This window comes from Ralstonia sp. 25C, assembly GCF_051904805.1.
GTDB lineage: Bacteria > Pseudomonadota > Gammaproteobacteria > Burkholderiales > Burkholderiaceae > Ralstonia.
In genome coordinates this window covers 2,930,867-2,948,867 of the sequence record NZ_CP196737.1, presented here as the reverse complement: position 1 = coordinate 2,948,867, position 18,001 = coordinate 2,930,867, and the positions used below count along the sequence as shown (strand labels likewise).

Here is an 18,001-nt window from a genome sequence, read left to right as displayed (position 1 = left end):
TAGCTGGGGACGTCTACTCCTCAGAACTTGTGACGCATGCCGGCCAGGATGCCGGTCTGGCCGCTGCCGGCCAGCACCGTGCCGCCGCTGCCCAGTGCGAGTGACGAGCCGTTCCGATTCAGTGCGCGGGCGGCGGTGAAGTACAGGTCGGTGCGCTTGGAGAGCGCGTAGTCGGCCTGCACGATGAAGAGCCACGGATCCTGGTTGTTTGCACGGTTGTCCAGGTAGTAGGCCGAGCCGGTCACGGACCACGCAGGCGTGAAGTTGTACGTGGCGCCCAGCCAGTACATGTTCGAGCGCAGCGCCGTGGTCAGTGCCGTGCTGCCCGTTGAACCACCGTATTGCGAACGCGCCCAGCGATACCCCGCCACCAGCTTGACCGGCCCCAGCGCGGTCGCTGCACCGAAGGCGAGGTTCTTGTTGGACAGGTCCTGCGAGGCGGCGCTGGAACCCTGCGTCTGGTCATATGCCAGCGCAAAGCTAGTCGCACCCACGGCATAGGCGAGTTGCCCGCCGATCTGTCGGCCCGCCTTGCTGGCACCCGGGATTTCTCCACCAAAGCCAGCGTCCCAGCCTGTGCTGTAGGTGGCTTCGACTGTCAGCCCGCCGAAGATGCCGAGATACTTGATCGAGTTGTCGATGCGCTGAGCGAACACCGAGTCCATTGATGTGATGGAGTAGCGCGCGCCGACGCCGAGCAGGTCGTACGTCTTGGCAAAGTCGTAGATGGGCGCGTCTTGCCGACCGAGCGTGACGGTACCGGCGCTGCCCTGCAGCCCGACATACGCGCTGCGGCCAAACAGGCGCGAGGTGCTGCCGGTGCCGTTGGCGAGTGTGCCGGTGTCGAGGTTGGTGCCGTTCTCCAGCAGGAACAGCGCCTTCATGCCGCCGCCCAGGTCTTCCACGCCACGCAGCCCAAAGCGCGAGCCCGACTGGTTGCCCGGCTGCATGCGCACAACGGATGCCCCACCGCCGCCCGTCTTCGGTACGTTGTTGATGACTTCGATGCCGATGTCCGCCACGCCATAGAGCGTGACGCTGGATTGCGCATGTGCCAAGCCCGCGGCCATGGTGGCGGCCAATGCGGCCAGTTGCAGACGTTTCATGAATTCTCCTGGGTTGGGTTGTAGGTAAGCAGGCAGCAGCCGGCCCGCCGGGTGGCTCGATACCCGGCAGCCGGAGAAGAACAACGGATAAAGAGGAGGTGGGCTCAGCCGCCTTGCGACGGCTCAATGGAGACGGCTTCCGTCACGCGCACCAGCAGCGTCATGACAAAGGAGATGGCCAGCAGCGCCGCCAGGAACAGCAACCCTGTCGTGGTGCTGTGCGTCTGGCCCTTCAGATACCCGATGGCAAACGGCCCGACAAAGCCGCCGAGGTTGCCGATGGAATTAATGACGGCAATCGACACGGCTGCGGTGGAGCGCGTGAGGAACAGCGTCGGTAGTGCCCAGAACGGCGACTTGAACGCATACAGGCCGGCCAGGCTCAGGCAGATCATCACCATGGCGATGACCGAGTTGCCGATAAAGCCTGCGCCCAGGAAAGCGAGCGCTGCCACGCCCAGCGGAATCGCCGAATGCAGCCGGCGCTCGGCGCGCTTGTCGGAGCGACGCGACCACCAGATCATCGCCGCCGTCGCAACCACATACGGCAGCATGGCGATCAGCCCGACCTGCGTATGCGACAGTGTGGATGAGAAGCCCTTGATGATCTGCGGCATCCAGTACCCGATGCCCAGGCTGCCGCACTGGTAGACGAAGTAGATGAACGATAGGTACAGCACCTTCGGGTTGAACATCACCTTGAGCGTGCCCAGGTGTGCGGCGGCGGGGCGGGCCTTTTTGTCGCGCTCAAGCTCCGCGAGCAGCCAGTCGCGCTCGGCTTCAGACAGCCAGCGCGCATCCTTCGGGCGGTCGGCCAGATAGAGGTAGCACAGCACACCGCCGACGACGGCCGGTGCGCCTTCAAGCAACAGCATCCAGCGCCAGCCGCTCCATTGCAGCCAGTGGACGTTGTCCATGATCCACGTGGAAAGCGGCGCGCCGATGATGTACGAGACGGGAATCGCTGCGGTAAAGAGCGACACCGTGGTCGCCAGTTCGCGCGCGCAGAACCAGTACGTCAGGTAGACGATGATGCCGGGGAAGAAGCCGGCTTCCGCCACGCCCAGCAGAAAGCGCAGCACGTACAACTGCGTCGCGCTTTGCACAAACGCGGACGCCATCGCCACGATGCCCCACGTGACGAGGATGCGAGCGATCCAGCGCCGCGCACCAAAGCGGTTGAGCATGACGTTGCTTGGCACCTCGAACAGAAAGTAGCCGATGAAGAAGATGCCCGACACGAAGCCGAAGGCCTCGCTGCTGAGCGCCAGCTCCTTGTTCATCTGCAACGCCGCGTAGCCGATGTTGGCGCGGTCGAGATACGAAATGATGTACAGCACGAACACGAACGGGATGATGCGCCAGGTGATCTTGCGCACGATCGCATGTTCGTTCGGCAGTGCCGCGGGCATCGTGCTCGGGTGTGTTGAGGCGGAGGAGTTGGGCACGGTATTCACCTTCTTCAAACCGGTTGCGAAAACACCATGCAGACGGGGCTGCCGCTCTGCACGCTGTGGCCGGTCGGGCGCAGGCGCCCGCTGTGTGGGTCGATGCCGAAGGCGACGATGGTGTCGCTGTCTTCGTTCAGCGCGTACAGGTGGCGCCCGCCCGGCGCGATGGTGAAGAAGCGCGGCGTGCGCCCGCCGGTCTTGTCAGCGCCGGTGAAATGCAGCAGCCCCGTGGCGGCGTCGATGCGGAACACGGCGATGCTGTCGTCGCCGCGGTTGGAGGCGTAGACGAAGCGGCCCGCAGCGTCGACTTCAATTTCCGAGGCGCGGCTGTTGCCCGTGAAGGTGTCCGGTAGCGATGACAGGACCTGCCGCGGCGTGAGCGTGGCGGTAGCGCTGTCGTATCCGTAAGTGGTGACGGTCGAATCCAACTCGTTGACGACGTAGGCGAAGCGGCCGTTCGGGTGGAACGCCACGTGGCGCGGGCCGGCACCTTCGCGTGCTTCCACAAAGCTGGGCGCGGCGGGCGCGAGCCGGCCATCGGCAAAGCGGAAGGCGAAGGTACGGTCCAGGCCCTTGTCTGGCACGATGACAAAGCGGCCCGTCGGGTCGAACGGGTTGAAGTGCGGCTTGGCCTGTTTCTGCTCAACGCGGTGCGGGCCGAGGGGGCCGTCGAGCTTGACCAGCTGCGTGACCGCCCCGAGCGCGCCGTCACTGGCAATCGGCAGCACGGCCAGGCTCGCGCCAATGTGGTTGGTCACCACCATGAACTGGCCCGACGGGTCGATCGCCAAGTGCACCGGGTTCTTGCCCTGCGTGCTCTGCTTGTTGATGAAGGTTAGCTGGCCGCTGGTGCGGTCGACTGCGAAGGCGCTGATGTCGCTTAGGTCGCCATGCACCGTGTAGAGGCGGTCGCCGGCGCGGTTGATCGCCAGGAACGACGGGTTCACCAGGTCTTTAACGATTTGTACGGGCTCAAGCGCAGCCGTGTGCGTGTTGACGCGGAACACGCTGATCCCGTCGCCGCGGGCGTTGCGTTCGCGCGTGGTGCGCGAGCCAACGTAGGCATACATAGTCATGGGCTTCGAAGTTGTTAAGGTGGGGTGCGAGGCAGCGTTGGCCGCGGCGTTTTGGGCAGACATGCCGACGGACGCCAGCGCGCTGCCCGACAGAGCGGCCTGCAGCAGACGCCGTCGCGCCAAGCTCGGCTGGGACGGATGGGTGATGGGGTCCGTCGAGTTGGCGGGGGCCGGTTTCATGCTTGTCTCCGTGTGTTTTCTATGGATTGGGGTTTCCACTTGATTGCATTTTTTCGTATACAAGTGCAAAAATACAGTCATGGAAAACACCTACACCCCACCCGAAGCGTCGGTAAGTGTTGATGGCGACACTTATCGCTATGTCGATCTGCCCGCGATGTTCGGCAGCAAGCTCATCCGCCTGCCGGTTGTGCTGCGGTTGTTGCTGGAGAACGCCATCCGCAACACGCAGGGCGAGGAACGCGAGCGCGCGGTGCATGGCGTGCTGCGCTGGCTGGATACCGGCACCAGCGAGGAAGAGATCGCCTTCCAGCCGAACCGCGTACTGATGCACGACACGACGAGCACGCCCGCGCTGGTGGACATCGCCGCCATGCGTGATGCATTGGCGGAAGCCGGCGCCGACCCAGCCGCGCTCAACCCGGTGTTGCCGGTGGATGTGTCGGTTGACCACTCGCTGGCGGTCGAGGCCTATGCGCAGTCCGACGCCGCCACGCAAAACTTGTACATAGAGATGCGCCGCAACGCAGAGCGCTATCGCTTCCTGCGCTGGGCGTCGAGCACGTTGCGCGGCGTGCGCATCCACCCGCCCGGCACGGGGATCATGCACACGATCAACCTGGAGCAATTGGCCACGGTAGCCACCGTGCAGACCATCGACGGTGCACCGTGGCTGGTGCCCGATACCCTAATCGGCACCGACAGCCATACGCCGATGATCAACGGCATCGGCGTGCTGGGCTGGGGCGTAGGCGGGCTGGAAGCACAGACAGTAATGTTTGGCATGCCGGTCATGCAACGCATTCCGGATGTGATTGGCGTGCGGCTGGACAGCGCGTTGCCGGCCGGTTCATCGGCCACCGATCTGGCACTGACGGTGACCAAGGCGTTGCGCGACATCGGCGTGTCGGGCGAATTTGTGGAGTTCTTCGGCCCCGGCGTGGCCACGCTGACGGCGGGCGAGCGCTCCGTGGTCGCCAACATGGCGCCGGAGTATGGCGCGACCACCGGCTTCTTTCCCGTGGATGCGCAGACGCTGGCGTACCTGCGCGCGACCGGCCGCACGGAAGACGCCATCGCACAGGTCGAGGCGCTGCATCGCAATGCCGGTTTGTGGTTCGACCCTGACAACACGCCGCGCTACACGCGCGTCATCGAGGTTGATCTGAACACTGTGCATCTGCATGTGGCCGGGCCGCGCCGGCCGCAGGATCTGCTGCCCTATACGGAGACGGGGCGTTCGCTGTCTGCCGTTGTGCCGAACGCTCGACCGAGCGCAACGCTGCCTGCGCACCCCGTCGCCATCGCTGCGATCACGAGCTGCACCAACACGTCGGACCCTGCGCAGTTGATCGCGGCAGGACTGGTCGCGCGCCGTGCACGTGAACGCGGCTTGCGTGTGCCGGCGTGGGTAAAGACGTCGCTCGGGCCAGGCTCGCCTGCCTCAGCGGAATATCTCCAGCGTGCCGGGTTCGTCGAAGATTTATCGGCGGTGGGCTTCGACATCGTCGGCTTCGGCTGCACGACCTGCATCGGCAACTCTGGTCCGTTGACGGCGCCGATTCAGCAGGTCATTGCGAGCGGCGAGACAGCACCCGTGGCTGTGCTGTCGGGCAACCGCAATTTCCCGGGGCGCGTGCATCCGGACCTGAGCCTCGGCTTCATCATGTCGCCGTCACTGGTGATTGCGTTTGCGCTGGCGGGCGATGCCGCGCTCGACTTGAGCCGTCAACCGTTGCAAACCACCGCGGACGGTACGCCCGTCTATCTACGCGATTTGTGGCCGAGGCGCGCCGAAATCGATGCGCTCGTTGCGCAGGGCACCTCGCCCACGGACTATCACCGCGCGTTTGCCATCGCCACGGCCAACCCGATGTGGGCCGCCATCGATGCGCCCACCACCGCCCGCTACCCGTGGGATGCGGGGTCCACCGCGCTGCGCCGCCCGCCGTTTGCAGCGTTGGACGCGGGCAGCCAGCTTGGCGAGTTCGACGCCCACCCGCTGCTAGTGCTGGGCGATGACATCACGACCGACCATATCTCGCCGGCTAGCGCGATCCCGAAAGACAGCTTCGTCGCCGATTTCCTTGTTGAACGGGGCGATGATCGGAACGACTTGAACGTCTTCGCATCACGCCGCGGCAACTGGGAAGTGATGGTGCGCGCCGCGTTCTACAACAAGACGCTGGTGAACCTGCTGGCACCCGGTGCGCCGGTGGCGCACACCGTGCACGCACCGAGCGGCGATGTCATGCCGATCCACGAAGCCGCTCAGCGCTATCACGATGAAGGAGCCTCGGTCGTGCTGCTGGCGGGTGCGCGCTACGGCACAGGGTCGTCGCGCGACTGGGCCGCCAAGGGGCAGCGGCTGCTCGGAATCCGGGCGGTCATTGCGGTAAGCTTCGAGCGCATTCACCGTTCCAATTTGATTGGCATGGGCATCTTGCCGCTGCGGTTTCCGGCGGGGATGAATCCGCAGGCGCTGGCGATTCAGCCGGGCGATACGGTTCACATCTCCGCGCTGCCGGAGCGCATCGAACCGCGTTGCACCGTCCCGATCCGCATCCGGCGCGCCGATGGCCGCGTGGAAGCGTTCGAGGCCACCGCTGCCGTGGAAACGCAGCTCGAAACCGCGCTGCTCCGCCGTGGCGGCGTGATCCCCTCGATCCTGGGGGACACGCTGGCGACGCAACACTCGACCGCCTCGGCGTAACCCGCAGATGCCCGTGCCCCATGCCTCACGCGCCATGAAGCACGACCGCCCCATCGCTACGCAAATCGTCGATCTGATCCAGGCCGAGGGCCTGGAGGTCGGCTCGCACCTGCCCGCGCAGATGATCGCCGACCGGCTGCGCGTGTCGCGCTCGCCCGTGAACGAGGCGCTGGCACTGCTGCATGAGAAGGGCGTCCTCGCGCGCGAGAAGAACCGTGGCTACTTTGTCGCCAAGCCGGTCACGGCGCCGGCTTCGGTGGTCGCCACCGAACTAGGCTTGGACGAGGACGGCGTGGTCACCCGCGCGTACTTCCAGATCGCCGACGACCGCCTCAAGGGCCTGCTGCCCGACGAGTTTACCGAGCAGGCTATCCGCACACGCTATGAGCTGACGACCACGCAGCTCAACAGCGTGCTCGGCCGCATCGCGCAGGAGGGCTGGGCAGAACGCAAGCCAGGTTACGGCTGGCAGTTCTCGACCATGCTGACCACGCCCGACAGCCTGCTGCAGTCGTACCGCCTGCGGCTGGCGCTGGAGCCTGCCGCGTTGCTGGAGCCCACGTACCGGCTGGAAGCACGCGTCATCGAACGGCTGCGCGCCGCCGAGAATCACCTGCTCGATGGCGGCATCGAAACCGACACCGCCGACCAGCTCCACGACCGTGGCGTGCGCTTCCATGAATCGCTGGTGGAGGCGTCTGGCAACGCGTTCTTCATCGACACCATCCGGCGCGTCAACCGCGTGCGCCGCCTGTTGTCGTATCGCTCGATGCAGCATCGCGAGCGCTATCCCGAACACGCCAAGCAGCACCTCCGCATCCTCGAACTGCTCGAACGCGAGCGCAACGAAGAGGCCTCGAACATGATGCGCGCGCACCTGCGCCACACGCTCGACGCCATCTCCAAGATCTCGAAGATCCTCACCCCTTAGCCAACGAACGCACCATGTCCATCGATTCAACGCTGCTTGCTGCTCTCGCCCCCACGGGGGTTCTGCGTGCTTCCATCAACACGGGTAACCCGATCCTGGCCGGGTTGGATGCACATGGGCAAGCGGTCGGCGTGTCGGTTGACCTGGCGCGCGCGCTGGCGGAAAAGCTCGGCGTGGCGCTGCAACCGGTGGTGGTTGACGCGGCAGGCAAGTCGGTCGACGTGGTGTCGCAGGAGCAGGCCGACATCGGCTTCTTCGCCATCGACCCGCGCCGCGCGACAAGCATCTCATTCACCGAACCCTACGTGCTGATTGAGGGCTACTACCTCGTACGTGACGATTCGCCCGTCCATACCAATGCCGACGTGGACCACGCAGGCAATCGCGTTGTGGTCGGCAAGGGCAGCGCGTACGACTTGTTCCTCACGCGTGAGCTGCAGCAAGCGGAGATCGTTCGCGCGCCGACGTCACCCACGGTGGTGAAGACCTTCCTGGAGACGCAGTGCGAAGTGGCGGCAGGCGTGAAGCAACAGCTCGAAGCCGATGCGGCGCACATACCAGGGCTGCGCCTGTTGGACGAGCGCTTCATGGTGATCCGCCAGGCCATGGGCGTGCCGATCAGCCGTGGTGCAGAAGCTGCGGCGTATGTCGCCGGCTTTGTTGAAGCGATGAAGGAGTCGGGCTTCGTTGCAGAGGCATTGCAGCGGCATGGGGTGACGGGTGTTTCCGTGGGCCCCTCCCGGGGCTAAAAGCGAATCGCTCGGCTCTTCATAGTCGGACATGACCGCGATCTTGTTATCGTCGGAAAAGTCGGGAAGCGCAGTGATTGACTCGCGCACCCCACCGAGCAGGTAGCACAAGTAATGGTGAGCCCAGTTGTTCATGTCTTCCGCGTGGCGCCGCAATCCTCAATCGGGACCCTTACGACCATACGCCTCAGATCCGTGCCCCTCATTTGAGCGAAGGCCACCTTGTTCGAGGTATCGCCTCGGGCGATCGCGATTGGCCGAAGGTGTACATGGCCTTGCGGCCCACAGCAGATGACCGTGACGGCAGCTTCCAGCCGCTGCTCATTCCCAAGCACGAGCGACGCTTTAAGAGCTTCGACGACAAGATCGTCGCCATATGCGCCCGGGCATGACCGTGCGCGAGATCCAGGGCTTCCTGCTTGAGCAATATGCAACGGAAGTCTCGCCACGCCGATAACGCGTGACAATTGGGGCATCTGCTTAACCACGGCTGTCGTCATGTCCGTTCGCTCCGCTAGCCCTGCCTTGGCGGCCGCACTGCTGTTCGGCGCAAGCACGCCATTGGCCAAAACCCTGACGGGCTCGATTTCGCCGATCTTGCTAGCAGGCCTGCTCTATCTCGGCAGCGGCCTTGGCTTGGCAGAAGTGCTGCTGGCTCGGCGGCTGATTGGGAAATCCCCTGAGGCCGCGCAGCCTGGACCGGCTATTCCACGCCGCGAGATTCCGTGGCTGCTCGGCGCCATTCTCGCCGGCGGGGTGGCGGGCCCAGCACTGTTGATGACGGGGCTGACCCGCACCGGAGCTGCCTCCGCGTCGCTGCTCCTCAACGTCGAAGGGGTCTTCACCGCGTTGATTGCTTGGATAGTGTCCAAGGAGAATGCCGATCGGCAGATCGTGCTCGGGATGATTGCCATCGTTGCAGGCGGCGCGCTGCTGTCGTGGCAGCCGGACGCAGCGAGCTTGTCACCGAGCGCGTTGCTGATCGTGGCCGCCTGCGCCTGCTGGGCGATCGACAACAATTTGACGCGCAATGTCTCGTCCAACGATGCGGTGCTGATCGCCTGTCTGAAGGGGGTGGTGGCGGGCACCTGCAACACCGGTCTTGCGCTGGCCGCCGGCAATGCGCTACCCACGGAGGTACCGCTGGTCTCGGCGATGCTGGTTGGCTTTGCTGGGTATGGCGTCAGCCTGGCGCTGTTCGTGGTGGCGCTGCGGCACCTTGGCACCGCGCGCACGGGGGCGTATTTCTCAGTGGCGCCGTTATTTGGCGTCGTGATCTCCCTCCTGATCTGGCCGGAAATCCCTGGGGTGTTGTTCTGGTTGGCCGCAGCCTTGATGGCGCTCGGCGTCTGGCTGCATCTGCGTGAACGGCACGAACATGAGCACGTGCACGAGCCGATGGAGCATACGCACGTGCATCGACACGATGAACACCATCACCACGAACATGATTTTCCATGGGACGGCAAGGAGCCGCACGTGCATGTGCATCGGCACGAGCCTTTGGTCCACAAGCATCCGCATTACCCGGATATCCATCATCGCCACACCCACTAGGCCGCGATTTCGTGCGTCGATTGCTCTCTAGCAACTGCTACACGCGGCAATACGCCTCACGGTTACATGTCTAGACAGACAATACTTATCAACCACAGTAAAAAAAGCGTTTTAAGAGAAATTTCTCGAAATTTCTTGAAAACAGCAACCCGGTTTCTTAGGCTTAGCGCCAAAGAACTTTTCGACTCTCCGATGAGCCCATTCTCGATAGTTCTAAGAACGCTGCGTGCAAAGTCTGAGCTTGCACAGGGAGAATTCGCGGCGCGGCTGGGCTATCGCCAGTCGTACATCTCCGCACTCGAATGCGGCTCCAAACTCCCAAAGGAAGTGGAGCTCATCCGGCGAATCGTCCGCGTCCTAGATTTGGATGACGCAGATGAAGCAAGCCTACGTGACGCTTTCGAGGTATCACGTCACTTCAGTCTGCCTCCGCGCGGTGCTCCCGCTTCCGCCTACCACCTGTGTGCGCAATTTTCCCAGGTGCTGCCGAACCTCAGTCCAGCAGACGTCAAAGCCTTGTCAGCGGTGTTGGAAGTGTTCCAGCGCGGCAGCCGGACGGTTGCTCGCGTGAGCCGCGCGGCGGAGCACGCGAAGGAGATACCCATGTAGAAAATAAAAACGCCACCTAATCCCGGAGGACTAGGCGGCGTGGAGATATCTTTCGATACCCCCTGTTGGCGCAGTTAGTATCGAACTCACTATCCCACCTGTCAAGTCCTCTTCAAGCCTTCCCTTTGGGAAGAGGGAATCCCTTTGCTTGGAGAGACCTCATGCCTGCCGCAAGAAAGGTCGTCACCCGTTCGCCGCACCGGCGAGTGGGGCTTATCGCCTGTCCGTGGTTCCAGCCAACCCCCATCGAATACGAGAGTCTGCTGGAGCGCGACTTTGTGCGCTTAGCTCTTCTGGACCTTCGATTTTCTTCGATCTCCCATCAACCTTTTTCGCTGGATCTCGAAGAATTCGGCACCTATTTCCCCGACTTCCTTCTCGTTGGTCCTGACAAGAAAGTCGTAGTCGAGGTGAAGCCTGACGTGCGGGCACGCGACGACAGGAACAAGCCACGATTGGCATGTGCCCAGCGACTTCTGCAGGAGAAGGGCTTCCAGTTCGTCGTGGCGACGGACAAGCAAATCCACCGAGGCAAGCGCCATGTGCGCGCATCGGTGCTGCTTCGGCATGCACGGAGCCACGTTTCCAGCGGGATAACGGAGAGGGTCCTGACCGCCGCATCCCATTTTCCTGCGGGGACCACGATCCGCCATCTGGCATGCGAGGCAGCCGCGCCGGTTGAGACGGTTCTGCATTTGGTTGGGCGTAGGCGTCTTCGGATAAACACAGCGTTCGACTTCGATGAGGCTCAGTTGGTCTACCCGGTCGGAGGCGTCGATGTCGATCTACACGCTTGACACGGACCTAGTCGTTCAAAGCGGAGACGCTCAATGGCGTGTGCAGCGCGTTCTGGACGACCAGTACGTTCAACTCGAGAACCAGACGACGGGCCGTATCCGCCGGGAACGCATCGCAAAGCTCGCCAGCGACATTTCCTCCAAGAAGCTGACTGTGGTGAGAGATAGCGGACCTCTGCCATCTAGAAAGTCGGCAGACGCATGCGCAATGGTCGTATGCACAACCACACTCCCTCCACGACAGAAGGCAGACTTTGAACGCACATACGCATATGTCCGGCATATGCGTAAATGTGGCATCACCAGAGGCCAGCGAGCCCGAATCTCCGAGGCCATAGCTTCCGTTGCCGAGAGGCTCGGGGATGAAAGACCGCCCAGCACCCCGACGGTCATGCGCTGGATGCGATTTTATGAGAAGAACGAAGGCAACACCGCCAGCCTGGTGTCCCGCCACGTAAACCGGAGCTCTTCTCGAAGAAAAGAAACGCTGGTCCTCCAGCTCATCAGGAAGGTTCTGGCCCGCCACTATTTCGTTCGAGACGGCTGCACATTGCGCGAAGCGCATGACAAGGTGCTCCGCAAACTCAGCGAAGCCACCAAGGACGAAGCGTCCTCGGAAGCAGACGCATCGGTCAGCCTATCAACGGTTCAGCGAATCGCTCGCGAGACGTCTCCGTTTGATCGGGACCGAGCTCGATTGGGAGTGAGCCAGGCGCGCGCCAAATGGCGCTTCGCCAAACCTGGAGGGTACGCAACGCGGCCTCTCGAGCGGGTCGAAATGGACCACACGCTCCTGGACCTCGTCGTACTCGATGATCAACTAGGCATACCACTCGGTCGCCCTGTTATCACGTTCCTTGTTTGTAGCTTCAGTGGTTACATCCTTGGTTTTTTCATCTCCTTCGAAGGCGAAACCGTTGGCCGCGTCGTGCAGAGCATCAAGGTCGCCGTGCAACCCAAAGATGCGATCACCGCAGGCCAGGGACTGGTCAACCCTTGGCACGCCATGGGATTGTGGGAAACGCTCGTGCTCGACAACTCTCTGTCATTCCACTCTCCTCACATCCGTCACGTCGCGAGCGACCTTTGCATGGACGTTGAGTACTGCCCGGTTCGCATGCCGTGGTTCAAACCAGTCGTGGAACGTCAACTTGGTGAACTGACTCGACAGCTGCCGGCAAAGGGGCGGCCAAAGAAGCCTGGAGTCAGCCCTGACCCGGTCGATCCCAATAAGAGCGCATGCATCACGTTCAGCGATCTGTGCTTCGGCGTCCTTCAATGGGTTGTCGATGTACATCCGTTCGAGATCAACGAGCGAAAGATGGCGCGCCCCATCGATCTCTTTCGGGAAGGCCTTGCCAGTTGTCCTGCCCCTACGCTCATGGATGACACGAGCAGTCTCGATGTCCTCGCTGGCCTAAGCGGTACGGCAACCGTCGATCACAGCGGCATCGTTCATCAATGGATCCGCTACGCCAGCGACGAGCTTGGCGCGATTCGTCGCGAAATGGGTGCGAAGTTCAAGGCGAACATCAAGTACAACCCATACGATCTGGGCAGCGTGTTTGTGCAACACCCTCGCAGTGGCTTGTGGACCGCCGTCGAAGCCCGTGACCACGAATACGCTGCAGGATTGACCTCGACACAGCATCGATTGATTCGAAAAGCGGCAGAGGAAAAGCTCACCTTAGCAAACGCCGAAAGGGTTCTCAGAGAAGCTCGTCTTGCTCTTCAAGATCATTGGGCTCAAGCCATCCGCGGCGGCCGACGCATCAAGCGGGGGGCTCGTGAATTTGCTCTCGTCCAAGGCTTCAGCTCTTTGTCACGCACCCGTTCGCCGAGGAAAGCGTTCGACGCGTTGACTATTCCCATAGTCACGGACACAGACCCGGCCGCCCCCGACAACGATGAAATTCCGACCTTTGAAGTGTTCGTTGGAGATGAGTCATGAGCTACAGCCACAGAGCAATACAAGCCGGCTACCGCATCAACCAGATACGTATTCACCATCCAGCTTTCAAAGATGCTTTGGATGGAGTTGGACGCATCATCCAGCTCGGGAACAACTTGGAGCATCCGGTGGGGACATGCGTCATCGCACCATCTGGCGCAGGGAAGTCCTTTCTCATCGAGTCCGTCCAACGCAACGTCTGCAACTGGCCGTTTCTTCGCCCGGAGAGTGTATTGGTTGCGTCTCTGAAAGAGGCTCCCACCGTAGCCCAGATTCAGGAAGACCTACTTGTCGACTTCAACTACGTAATCCCGCCAAGGACGGGGCGAAAGACCAACGCCGCGCTCTTCAATGTCTTGGTCGCTTCGATCGAGCAACACGACATACAGCTGATCGCCATTGACGAGTATCAGCACGTCTTCCTTTCCCGCAAGGACGAGGTACGCGTCGCCATCAACGATTGGATCAAGCGACTGATGACGAAGACCTCCAGGCCTGTTCTGCTATCCGGCACCGAACTCCTGCGCGGCATCGAAAAAGCCGACCCACAGCTGACGACGCGGATCTCATCGATCTTCAATCTGCCGGAGTTCCAGAACGACCTGGATTGGCGTGGCGTGCTGAATGGCTTTGTGACGGCCACAAGCGATGTAGACCTGTCGGAACTGAACACCTACGCAAAGCCTATATTCAATGCAACGAAGGGGGTCATGCGTACCTTGAAGAGCCTCATCATTGAGGCAGCGATGATCGCCATTGACGCCGAGACGACCAAGGTCGAGAAGGATCATCTACGGTTGGGCTTTCTCCGGCTGTTTGGTCCGGGGTCCAGCAGAAGCAATCCGTTTGCATGATGCTGCGAACGGAAACCATGCCGTATCCGCGTCAGGAGGAAATCTCGCCGGAGGAGGATGGGGTCGGATTCGCTCTGCGCATGGCGATAGCGAACGGCTTGACCTTCTGTGATCTGGCTCGGCATCTTGCTACGCCGGGACACCTCTATCTTCCAGCTACTGCCTGCGGCTCAGTCGCCTTCATGTTCGGGTGCACGCCGGAGCGATTGAAAAGAGCCTTTGTCGTCCGTGAGTCTCATCAAGGGGCGCAATCAGCGAATTTCCTCGACCATCACTTCCTGCGCCCCTACCACCTCAGGCAGGGGTCCCCGCAGCTTTGCCCAGCGTGTCTCGAAGAAAACCACCGCGCGCTGGCAGCGTGGTCTGTGTGCCTCGTCACATCCTGCCCCAAACACGGTCTCCGCCTCCAGGATCAATGTCAGTGTGGCCGGTCGATACGCTGGCGTCGGCCCGCACTCGATATTTGCGAGTGCGGGTTGTGCTTGACCACGCGGGACCAAGTGCCCGTCGTCGCGGATGCACGGGAGCTTGCCGTCAGCAGGCACATTGCAGATCTGTTGAACGCTGCTCCCGGCCAATCGGTCGTTCGGACCGCAAGTTGCCTTCCAATTGGATTCGGCAACCTTTCCATTGATACGTTCCTGCGGTTGTTCTGGATTTTTGGGATCGTTAACTCGTTACAAGCCGAGGACCATCCGAGATGCGCGAACCGCTGCCTCTCCACCGACGAAGCAGCGGCTCTTGTACGGCGGGCATTCGATCGCCTCGTCTCCCTCGTCACACGTCGCCCGTCTTGCGAGCTAGTCCGCATCCCCATACCGGCATTGCGGGCCCTGTATGAAGACTGCACAACGCAGGACGATCTGCGGTGCCTCTCGTCCCTCATCTCGCGCTTGCACAAGCGAGCGCCTACTAGACAGCTCCTTCGCCTGACCACCATTGACCATCAATTGCCGTTGTTTGGAGATGCTGATGAGCCGACCACTTAGCCTCGTGCATGCGCCGTACCCGTTCCCACGCGAGTCAGCGGCGTCATGGATTCACCGCACCTGCCAGTTCCATGGAGTTACATACCGGACGCTGGCCGGATATCTGAGCCTCAAGCCGGTCAGGGACCCGGATCTCGCCACATCGCACGACCATGTGTACCGTATCGGCGCTGGCACTGGTGTCTCACCCAAGCGACTTAAAGAACTCGCTGATGTATTCAACGTGGTACGACAGCACCCACAACTGAAACAGCTGCTGAACTTTGAGCGAAAAACACCTACGTATCGGTTCTGCCCTCAATGCTTAGCAACGGACTTGGTCCCATACCTTCGCATTGAATGGCGATTCAAGGATTGGAATTTTTGTCCCGAGCATCGATGCAGGATGTCGGATTGCTGCCCGACCTGCCGCACGAAGATACGAGCGGCGAAACCATGCATCAGTAGCTCAAGTGATGAACCAGTAAGCATCTTGCACTGCGCGACCTGCAAGAAGCCGCTTGCCAAGTTAGGCGATGAGGCCGCGCGGGAGGTGTGGGTTTCTCCAGCAAAGCTCGCCATTCAGCGAGCTATCGTCTCAGCGGTACGAAGCGGCATCTTTCGCATTGACGGGCTCAAAGTACCGCTACCCTTGGCCTTCATGCTTTGGATCAAAGACAATCGCGACGTTGTTAAGGAATGCATATCCCGGGGGGCGCATCGCCCAGAAAATGAACGTCTGAAGTTCATCATGAGGGAGCTCATCGAGTCGTACTGCATACAACGCGGTAGCCGGAAGTCTCTGGAGGAGCTGCTCCACCGCCGAAAGCGGTGGATGAAGAAGAAGCGGACGTGTCGAGCCGAGGCATGCTATGAAGACTTCATCAGCCGCCAGGCAGCGCGTCAATCTGGACATGAAGACGGGGAACCAGCCGGGAAACCGACACAATCAACGTGACGCAGCGAGATGCCCTTGAGACCCCTTGGCTGTAGCTGCCTGCGCGCCTGCGGGAGCGGACTCGAAAGCTCAAGTGGATAGATCTGCTCGCCGGCGCAGTTGGCAAGAGGCGCACCATCAATATTCGGTAAAGACACCATATTTACTGCGCAGTGGATATGGCGCACAGCCCACGCAGACGGTTTGACGAAGCGGGATAGCAGCCACTATGCTGACCTGTGCAAAGCTCCGATCGACTGTCATTCTCGAATGACGGAGCTCGGGCTTCTTCTTTGGCTCGGCGCTTCGCGCTGACTTGGCCTGTCCGATTGGTATGACGACGAACAGACGTAGGGCGATGCGACCGGCGGTGCTGGACATGCTGCAAAAAGGCATGGCGGTCATCCTTCGCCACGCCGCAGCCGCGCGTGCCCAGCAATCGCAGTCTGACCGGTCAGCGCCAGTGGTGCTTCGAACGAAATTGCGAGTCGCGTCCAAGAAGGCTCCAACAGATGCAGGGTAGCCACTCGGGCAGCAGACGTCACTACCGAAATCTCGCAAGATGCCTCGGGTGAGGACTATCCGCCCGTCGCCTAACCCGCCCAAAGGGCTCTAGGACGCCCGGTTCGGTTCACCGATATCGCCCCATCGATGATCCAGTTCGTGACCAAAATCGGGAAAGCAATGAGCCACCAAGCGCTTGTCATTCCCCTGATACCACTCCTTGAAGATTCCAACCGGTCTAAGGCCGATTGCTCCAGTTGTCTTTGAAAAGAGCAACTGTGCTACCGGGGCTCCGCTCATACCTTTCAAATTGGGAGTGTCGTTAAACGTACCCCCCTCCTCGAAATAGACGGTCTTTGGGTCGTACCGAAACAGCAGTACACCTCTCTTCCAATCATGTTCGAAACCGTGGCAGACGATATTCAATACTTGAAAACCCTGCCCCTTCCTCCGAATATCGAATCGGTTTTTCACCTCCGGAAACCCGAAGATCATGAAAGACGAAGTCGCAACCATGTCGGAGCGTTGGCCGGAGACTAACGCGACCCATGCCTTGTTGGCCATCAAAGCAGGGAGTCTGACGAATGCACAGTCCTCTTCTTCGCTTTGCAATGCTTCGAGGCCATCCAGACGGACCTGTTCTCCGTCAATCATGGCGCAGAGCCCTTGTCCACTCCCATAGTCGCGAAGTACGTGTTGGGCTGTTGCGATGGAAGCGCTCTTGCCAGTCGTAAGCAGAAAGCCGGTTCCCATCGTCAGAACGGCGAAATCGTGGTGCGGCTTTTTCACGTGAAAGGACACAAGACAGCTTCGCCACCGCTCGATTAGATTGTTCCCTATAGACTCAAACGGGGCAGACGGGAAATGCTCCAGGAGTGTCTTCATTTGTCCTATCGTGTGAAATCTCGAGTCCTAAATCAACGGCTCAAGACGGCTCAACTTTAGAAATGCACCGTGGAAATGAAAGCAGATAGCCGCTTGTTATTAGGTGCCAGTGGGCTGCAGACGAGCTAGGTATTTCGACGGTATGCGGACGCTACGCGGCGGAACATCGGCGGGTTCCATTGCCTTCTCCAGCACCCGATGGCACCTAGCCGAGAGATACGATTGCAACGTGTCGACATCCTCTTCAGTCAGCTTCTGCAGCAACGGCTCCTATTGGGAACGGGCCCTACATCGTCTGCGTACCGATCGCGGGGAGCAGGTCAATCTTGCCACAGGCGGCCGAAGCCGGGCAGAATCAAGAATGCCAGAAAATGCAGCAAACTCCGGCTCCCCAGAACAAAGTACAGAGACAGCGCGTCTGCAGCCCACTTAGTGGGCTTAGTACGCCTGAGCCTGCCACATCGTTCATTGCCGAACTACGAAGCACAAACAAATGTGATCCATAAAATGTGATCGATATTATGATTACGTCGATTTCCCATCTGGATGAACCGAGAATCGATTGATGAAGATAAATAGTGGAAGAGCGTTCTCGATCGCAACATTGCTCGTCTTTGTTCTCTCTGCTGTGGGATATCTTTGGGGATCTCCCTCCAGCATCTTGGACGTGCGCGGAAGAGATGCGTGCCGTCCAGGTTCGGCGGAAGCAAATAGCGGACGGGTCTACTTGCAT

At 60.9% G+C, this 18,001-nt stretch carries 14 protein-coding genes and 1 pseudogene; 11 read left to right on the top strand and 4 right to left on the bottom strand.

Annotated elements, in window-relative coordinates:
• Positions 1-20: 20 nt before the first annotated feature.
• From ACS7SF_RS13830 to ACS7SF_RS13820, 3 genes are all read right to left on the bottom strand, one after another.
• Positions 21-1,106: a porin gene (locus ACS7SF_RS13830; protein ID WP_439890317.1), complete on the bottom strand. Its 1,086-nt coding sequence runs from the start codon at positions 1,104-1,106 to the stop codon at positions 21-23.
• A gap of 104 nt (positions 1,107-1,210) precedes the next feature.
• Entirely contained in the window at positions 1,211-2,518 is a 1,308-nt protein-coding gene (locus ACS7SF_RS13825) for an MFS transporter (RefSeq protein ID WP_439892760.1), read from the bottom strand.
• A 50-nt stretch (positions 2,519-2,568) separates the two neighbouring features.
• Positions 2,569-3,627: a lactonase family protein gene (locus ACS7SF_RS13820; protein WP_439892759.1), complete on the bottom strand. Its 1,059-nt coding sequence runs from the start codon at positions 3,625-3,627 to the stop codon at positions 2,569-2,571.
• 265 nt (positions 3,628-3,892) lie between these two features.
• Here ACS7SF_RS13820 and acnA point away from each other — a divergent pair, with 265 nt between their 5' ends.
• The 11 genes and pseudogenes from acnA to ACS7SF_RS13765 all read left to right on the top strand — a co-directional run bounded on the left by acnA (position 3,893) and on the right by ACS7SF_RS13765 (position 15,900).
• The gene (gene acnA / locus ACS7SF_RS13815; protein ID WP_439890316.1) at positions 3,893-6,526 is read left to right on the top strand and encodes an aconitate hydratase AcnA; all 2,634 of its coding nucleotides are present in this window, start codon (positions 3,893-3,895) and stop codon (positions 6,524-6,526) included.
• Between the two features lie 34 nt (positions 6,527-6,560).
• Positions 6,561-7,457, top strand: a complete 897-nt coding sequence (locus ACS7SF_RS13810; protein ID WP_439892758.1) for a GntR family transcriptional regulator — start codon at positions 6,561-6,563, stop codon at positions 7,455-7,457.
• Between the two features lie 14 nt (positions 7,458-7,471).
• Positions 7,472-8,206: an ABC transporter substrate-binding protein gene (locus ACS7SF_RS13805; RefSeq protein ID WP_439890315.1), complete on the top strand. Its 735-nt coding sequence runs from the start codon at positions 7,472-7,474 to the stop codon at positions 8,204-8,206.
• A gap of 293 nt (positions 8,207-8,499) precedes the next feature.
• Positions 8,500-8,654: pseudogene (locus tag ACS7SF_RS13800) on the top strand (transposase); the annotation flags it as partial.
• Positions 8,655-8,704: 50 nt separating this feature from the next.
• Positions 8,705-9,763: a DMT family transporter gene (locus ACS7SF_RS13795; RefSeq protein WP_439890314.1), complete on the top strand. Its 1,059-nt coding sequence runs from the start codon at positions 8,705-8,707 to the stop codon at positions 9,761-9,763.
• 135 nt (positions 9,764-9,898) lie between these two features.
• Positions 9,899-10,372 (top strand): helix-turn-helix domain-containing protein, encoded by a 474-nt coding sequence (locus ACS7SF_RS13790; protein ID WP_439890313.1) that lies wholly within the window; start codon positions 9,899-9,901, stop codon positions 10,370-10,372.
• A 161-nt stretch (positions 10,373-10,533) separates the two neighbouring features.
• Positions 10,534-11,169 carry a TnsA endonuclease N-terminal domain-containing protein gene (locus ACS7SF_RS13785; protein ID WP_439890312.1) on the top strand — a complete coding sequence of 212 codons (636 nt, stop codon included), beginning with the start codon at positions 10,534-10,536 and terminating at the stop codon, positions 11,167-11,169.
• Positions 11,150-13,120, top strand: coding sequence for a Mu transposase C-terminal domain-containing protein (locus ACS7SF_RS13780; protein WP_439890311.1), 1,971 nt, complete (start codon positions 11,150-11,152; stop codon positions 13,118-13,120). The genes ACS7SF_RS13785 and ACS7SF_RS13780 overlap by 20 nt, the downstream gene beginning before the upstream one ends.
• Entirely contained in the window at positions 13,117-13,974 is an 858-nt protein-coding gene (locus tag ACS7SF_RS13775) for a TniB family NTP-binding protein (RefSeq protein WP_247539946.1), read from the top strand. The genes ACS7SF_RS13780 and ACS7SF_RS13775 overlap by 4 nt, the downstream gene beginning before the upstream one ends.
• Positions 13,971-14,963, top strand: coding sequence for a TniQ family protein (locus ACS7SF_RS13770; protein ID WP_439890310.1), 993 nt, complete (start codon positions 13,971-13,973; stop codon positions 14,961-14,963). The genes ACS7SF_RS13775 and ACS7SF_RS13770 overlap by 4 nt, the downstream gene beginning before the upstream one ends.
• Complete coding sequence (locus ACS7SF_RS13765; RefSeq protein ID WP_439890309.1) at positions 14,941-15,900, top strand: TniQ family protein; 960 nt, start codon at positions 14,941-14,943, stop codon at positions 15,898-15,900. The genes ACS7SF_RS13770 and ACS7SF_RS13765 overlap by 23 nt, the downstream gene beginning before the upstream one ends.
• Positions 15,901-16,491: 591 nt before the next feature.
• Here ACS7SF_RS13765 and ACS7SF_RS13760 read toward each other — a convergent pair.
• Entirely contained in the window at positions 16,492-17,268 is a 777-nt protein-coding gene (locus tag ACS7SF_RS13760) for a trypsin-like peptidase domain-containing protein (RefSeq protein ID WP_439890308.1), read from the bottom strand.
• Between the last annotated feature and the right edge of the window lie 733 nt (positions 17,269-18,001).

Excerpts from the sequence above, each read along its gene's own strand:
- ACS7SF_RS13830 (WP_439890317.1), bottom strand. The coding sequence starts at position 1,106 with ATGAAACGTCTGCAACTGGCCGCATTGGCCGCCACCATGGCCGCGGGC.
- ACS7SF_RS13825 (WP_439892760.1), bottom strand. The coding sequence starts at position 2,518 with ATGCCCGCGGCACTGCCGAACGAACATGCGATCGTGCGCAAGATCACC.
- ACS7SF_RS13820 (WP_439892759.1), bottom strand. The coding sequence starts at position 3,627 with ATGTATGCCTACGTTGGCTCGCGCACCACGCGCGAACGCAACGCCCGC.
- acnA (WP_439890316.1), top strand. The coding sequence starts at position 3,893 with ATGGAAAACACCTACACCCCACCCGAAGCGTCGGTAAGTGTTGATGGC.
- ACS7SF_RS13810 (WP_439892758.1), top strand. The coding sequence starts at position 6,561 with ATGAAGCACGACCGCCCCATCGCTACGCAAATCGTCGATCTGATCCAG.
- ACS7SF_RS13805 (WP_439890315.1), top strand. The coding sequence starts at position 7,472 with ATGTCCATCGATTCAACGCTGCTTGCTGCTCTCGCCCCCACGGGGGTT.
- ACS7SF_RS13795 (WP_439890314.1), top strand. The coding sequence starts at position 8,705 with ATGTCCGTTCGCTCCGCTAGCCCTGCCTTGGCGGCCGCACTGCTGTTC.
- ACS7SF_RS13785 (WP_439890312.1), top strand. The coding sequence starts at position 10,534 with ATGCCTGCCGCAAGAAAGGTCGTCACCCGTTCGCCGCACCGGCGAGTG.
- ACS7SF_RS13780 (WP_439890311.1), top strand. The coding sequence starts at position 11,150 with ATGTCGATCTACACGCTTGACACGGACCTAGTCGTTCAAAGCGGAGAC.
- ACS7SF_RS13775 (WP_247539946.1), top strand. The coding sequence starts at position 13,117 with ATGAGCTACAGCCACAGAGCAATACAAGCCGGCTACCGCATCAACCAG.
- ACS7SF_RS13770 (WP_439890310.1), top strand. The coding sequence starts at position 13,971 with ATGATGCTGCGAACGGAAACCATGCCGTATCCGCGTCAGGAGGAAATC.
- ACS7SF_RS13765 (WP_439890309.1), top strand. The coding sequence starts at position 14,941 with ATGCTGATGAGCCGACCACTTAGCCTCGTGCATGCGCCGTACCCGTTC.
- ACS7SF_RS13760 (WP_439890308.1), bottom strand. The coding sequence starts at position 17,268 with ATGAAGACACTCCTGGAGCATTTCCCGTCTGCCCCGTTTGAGTCTATA.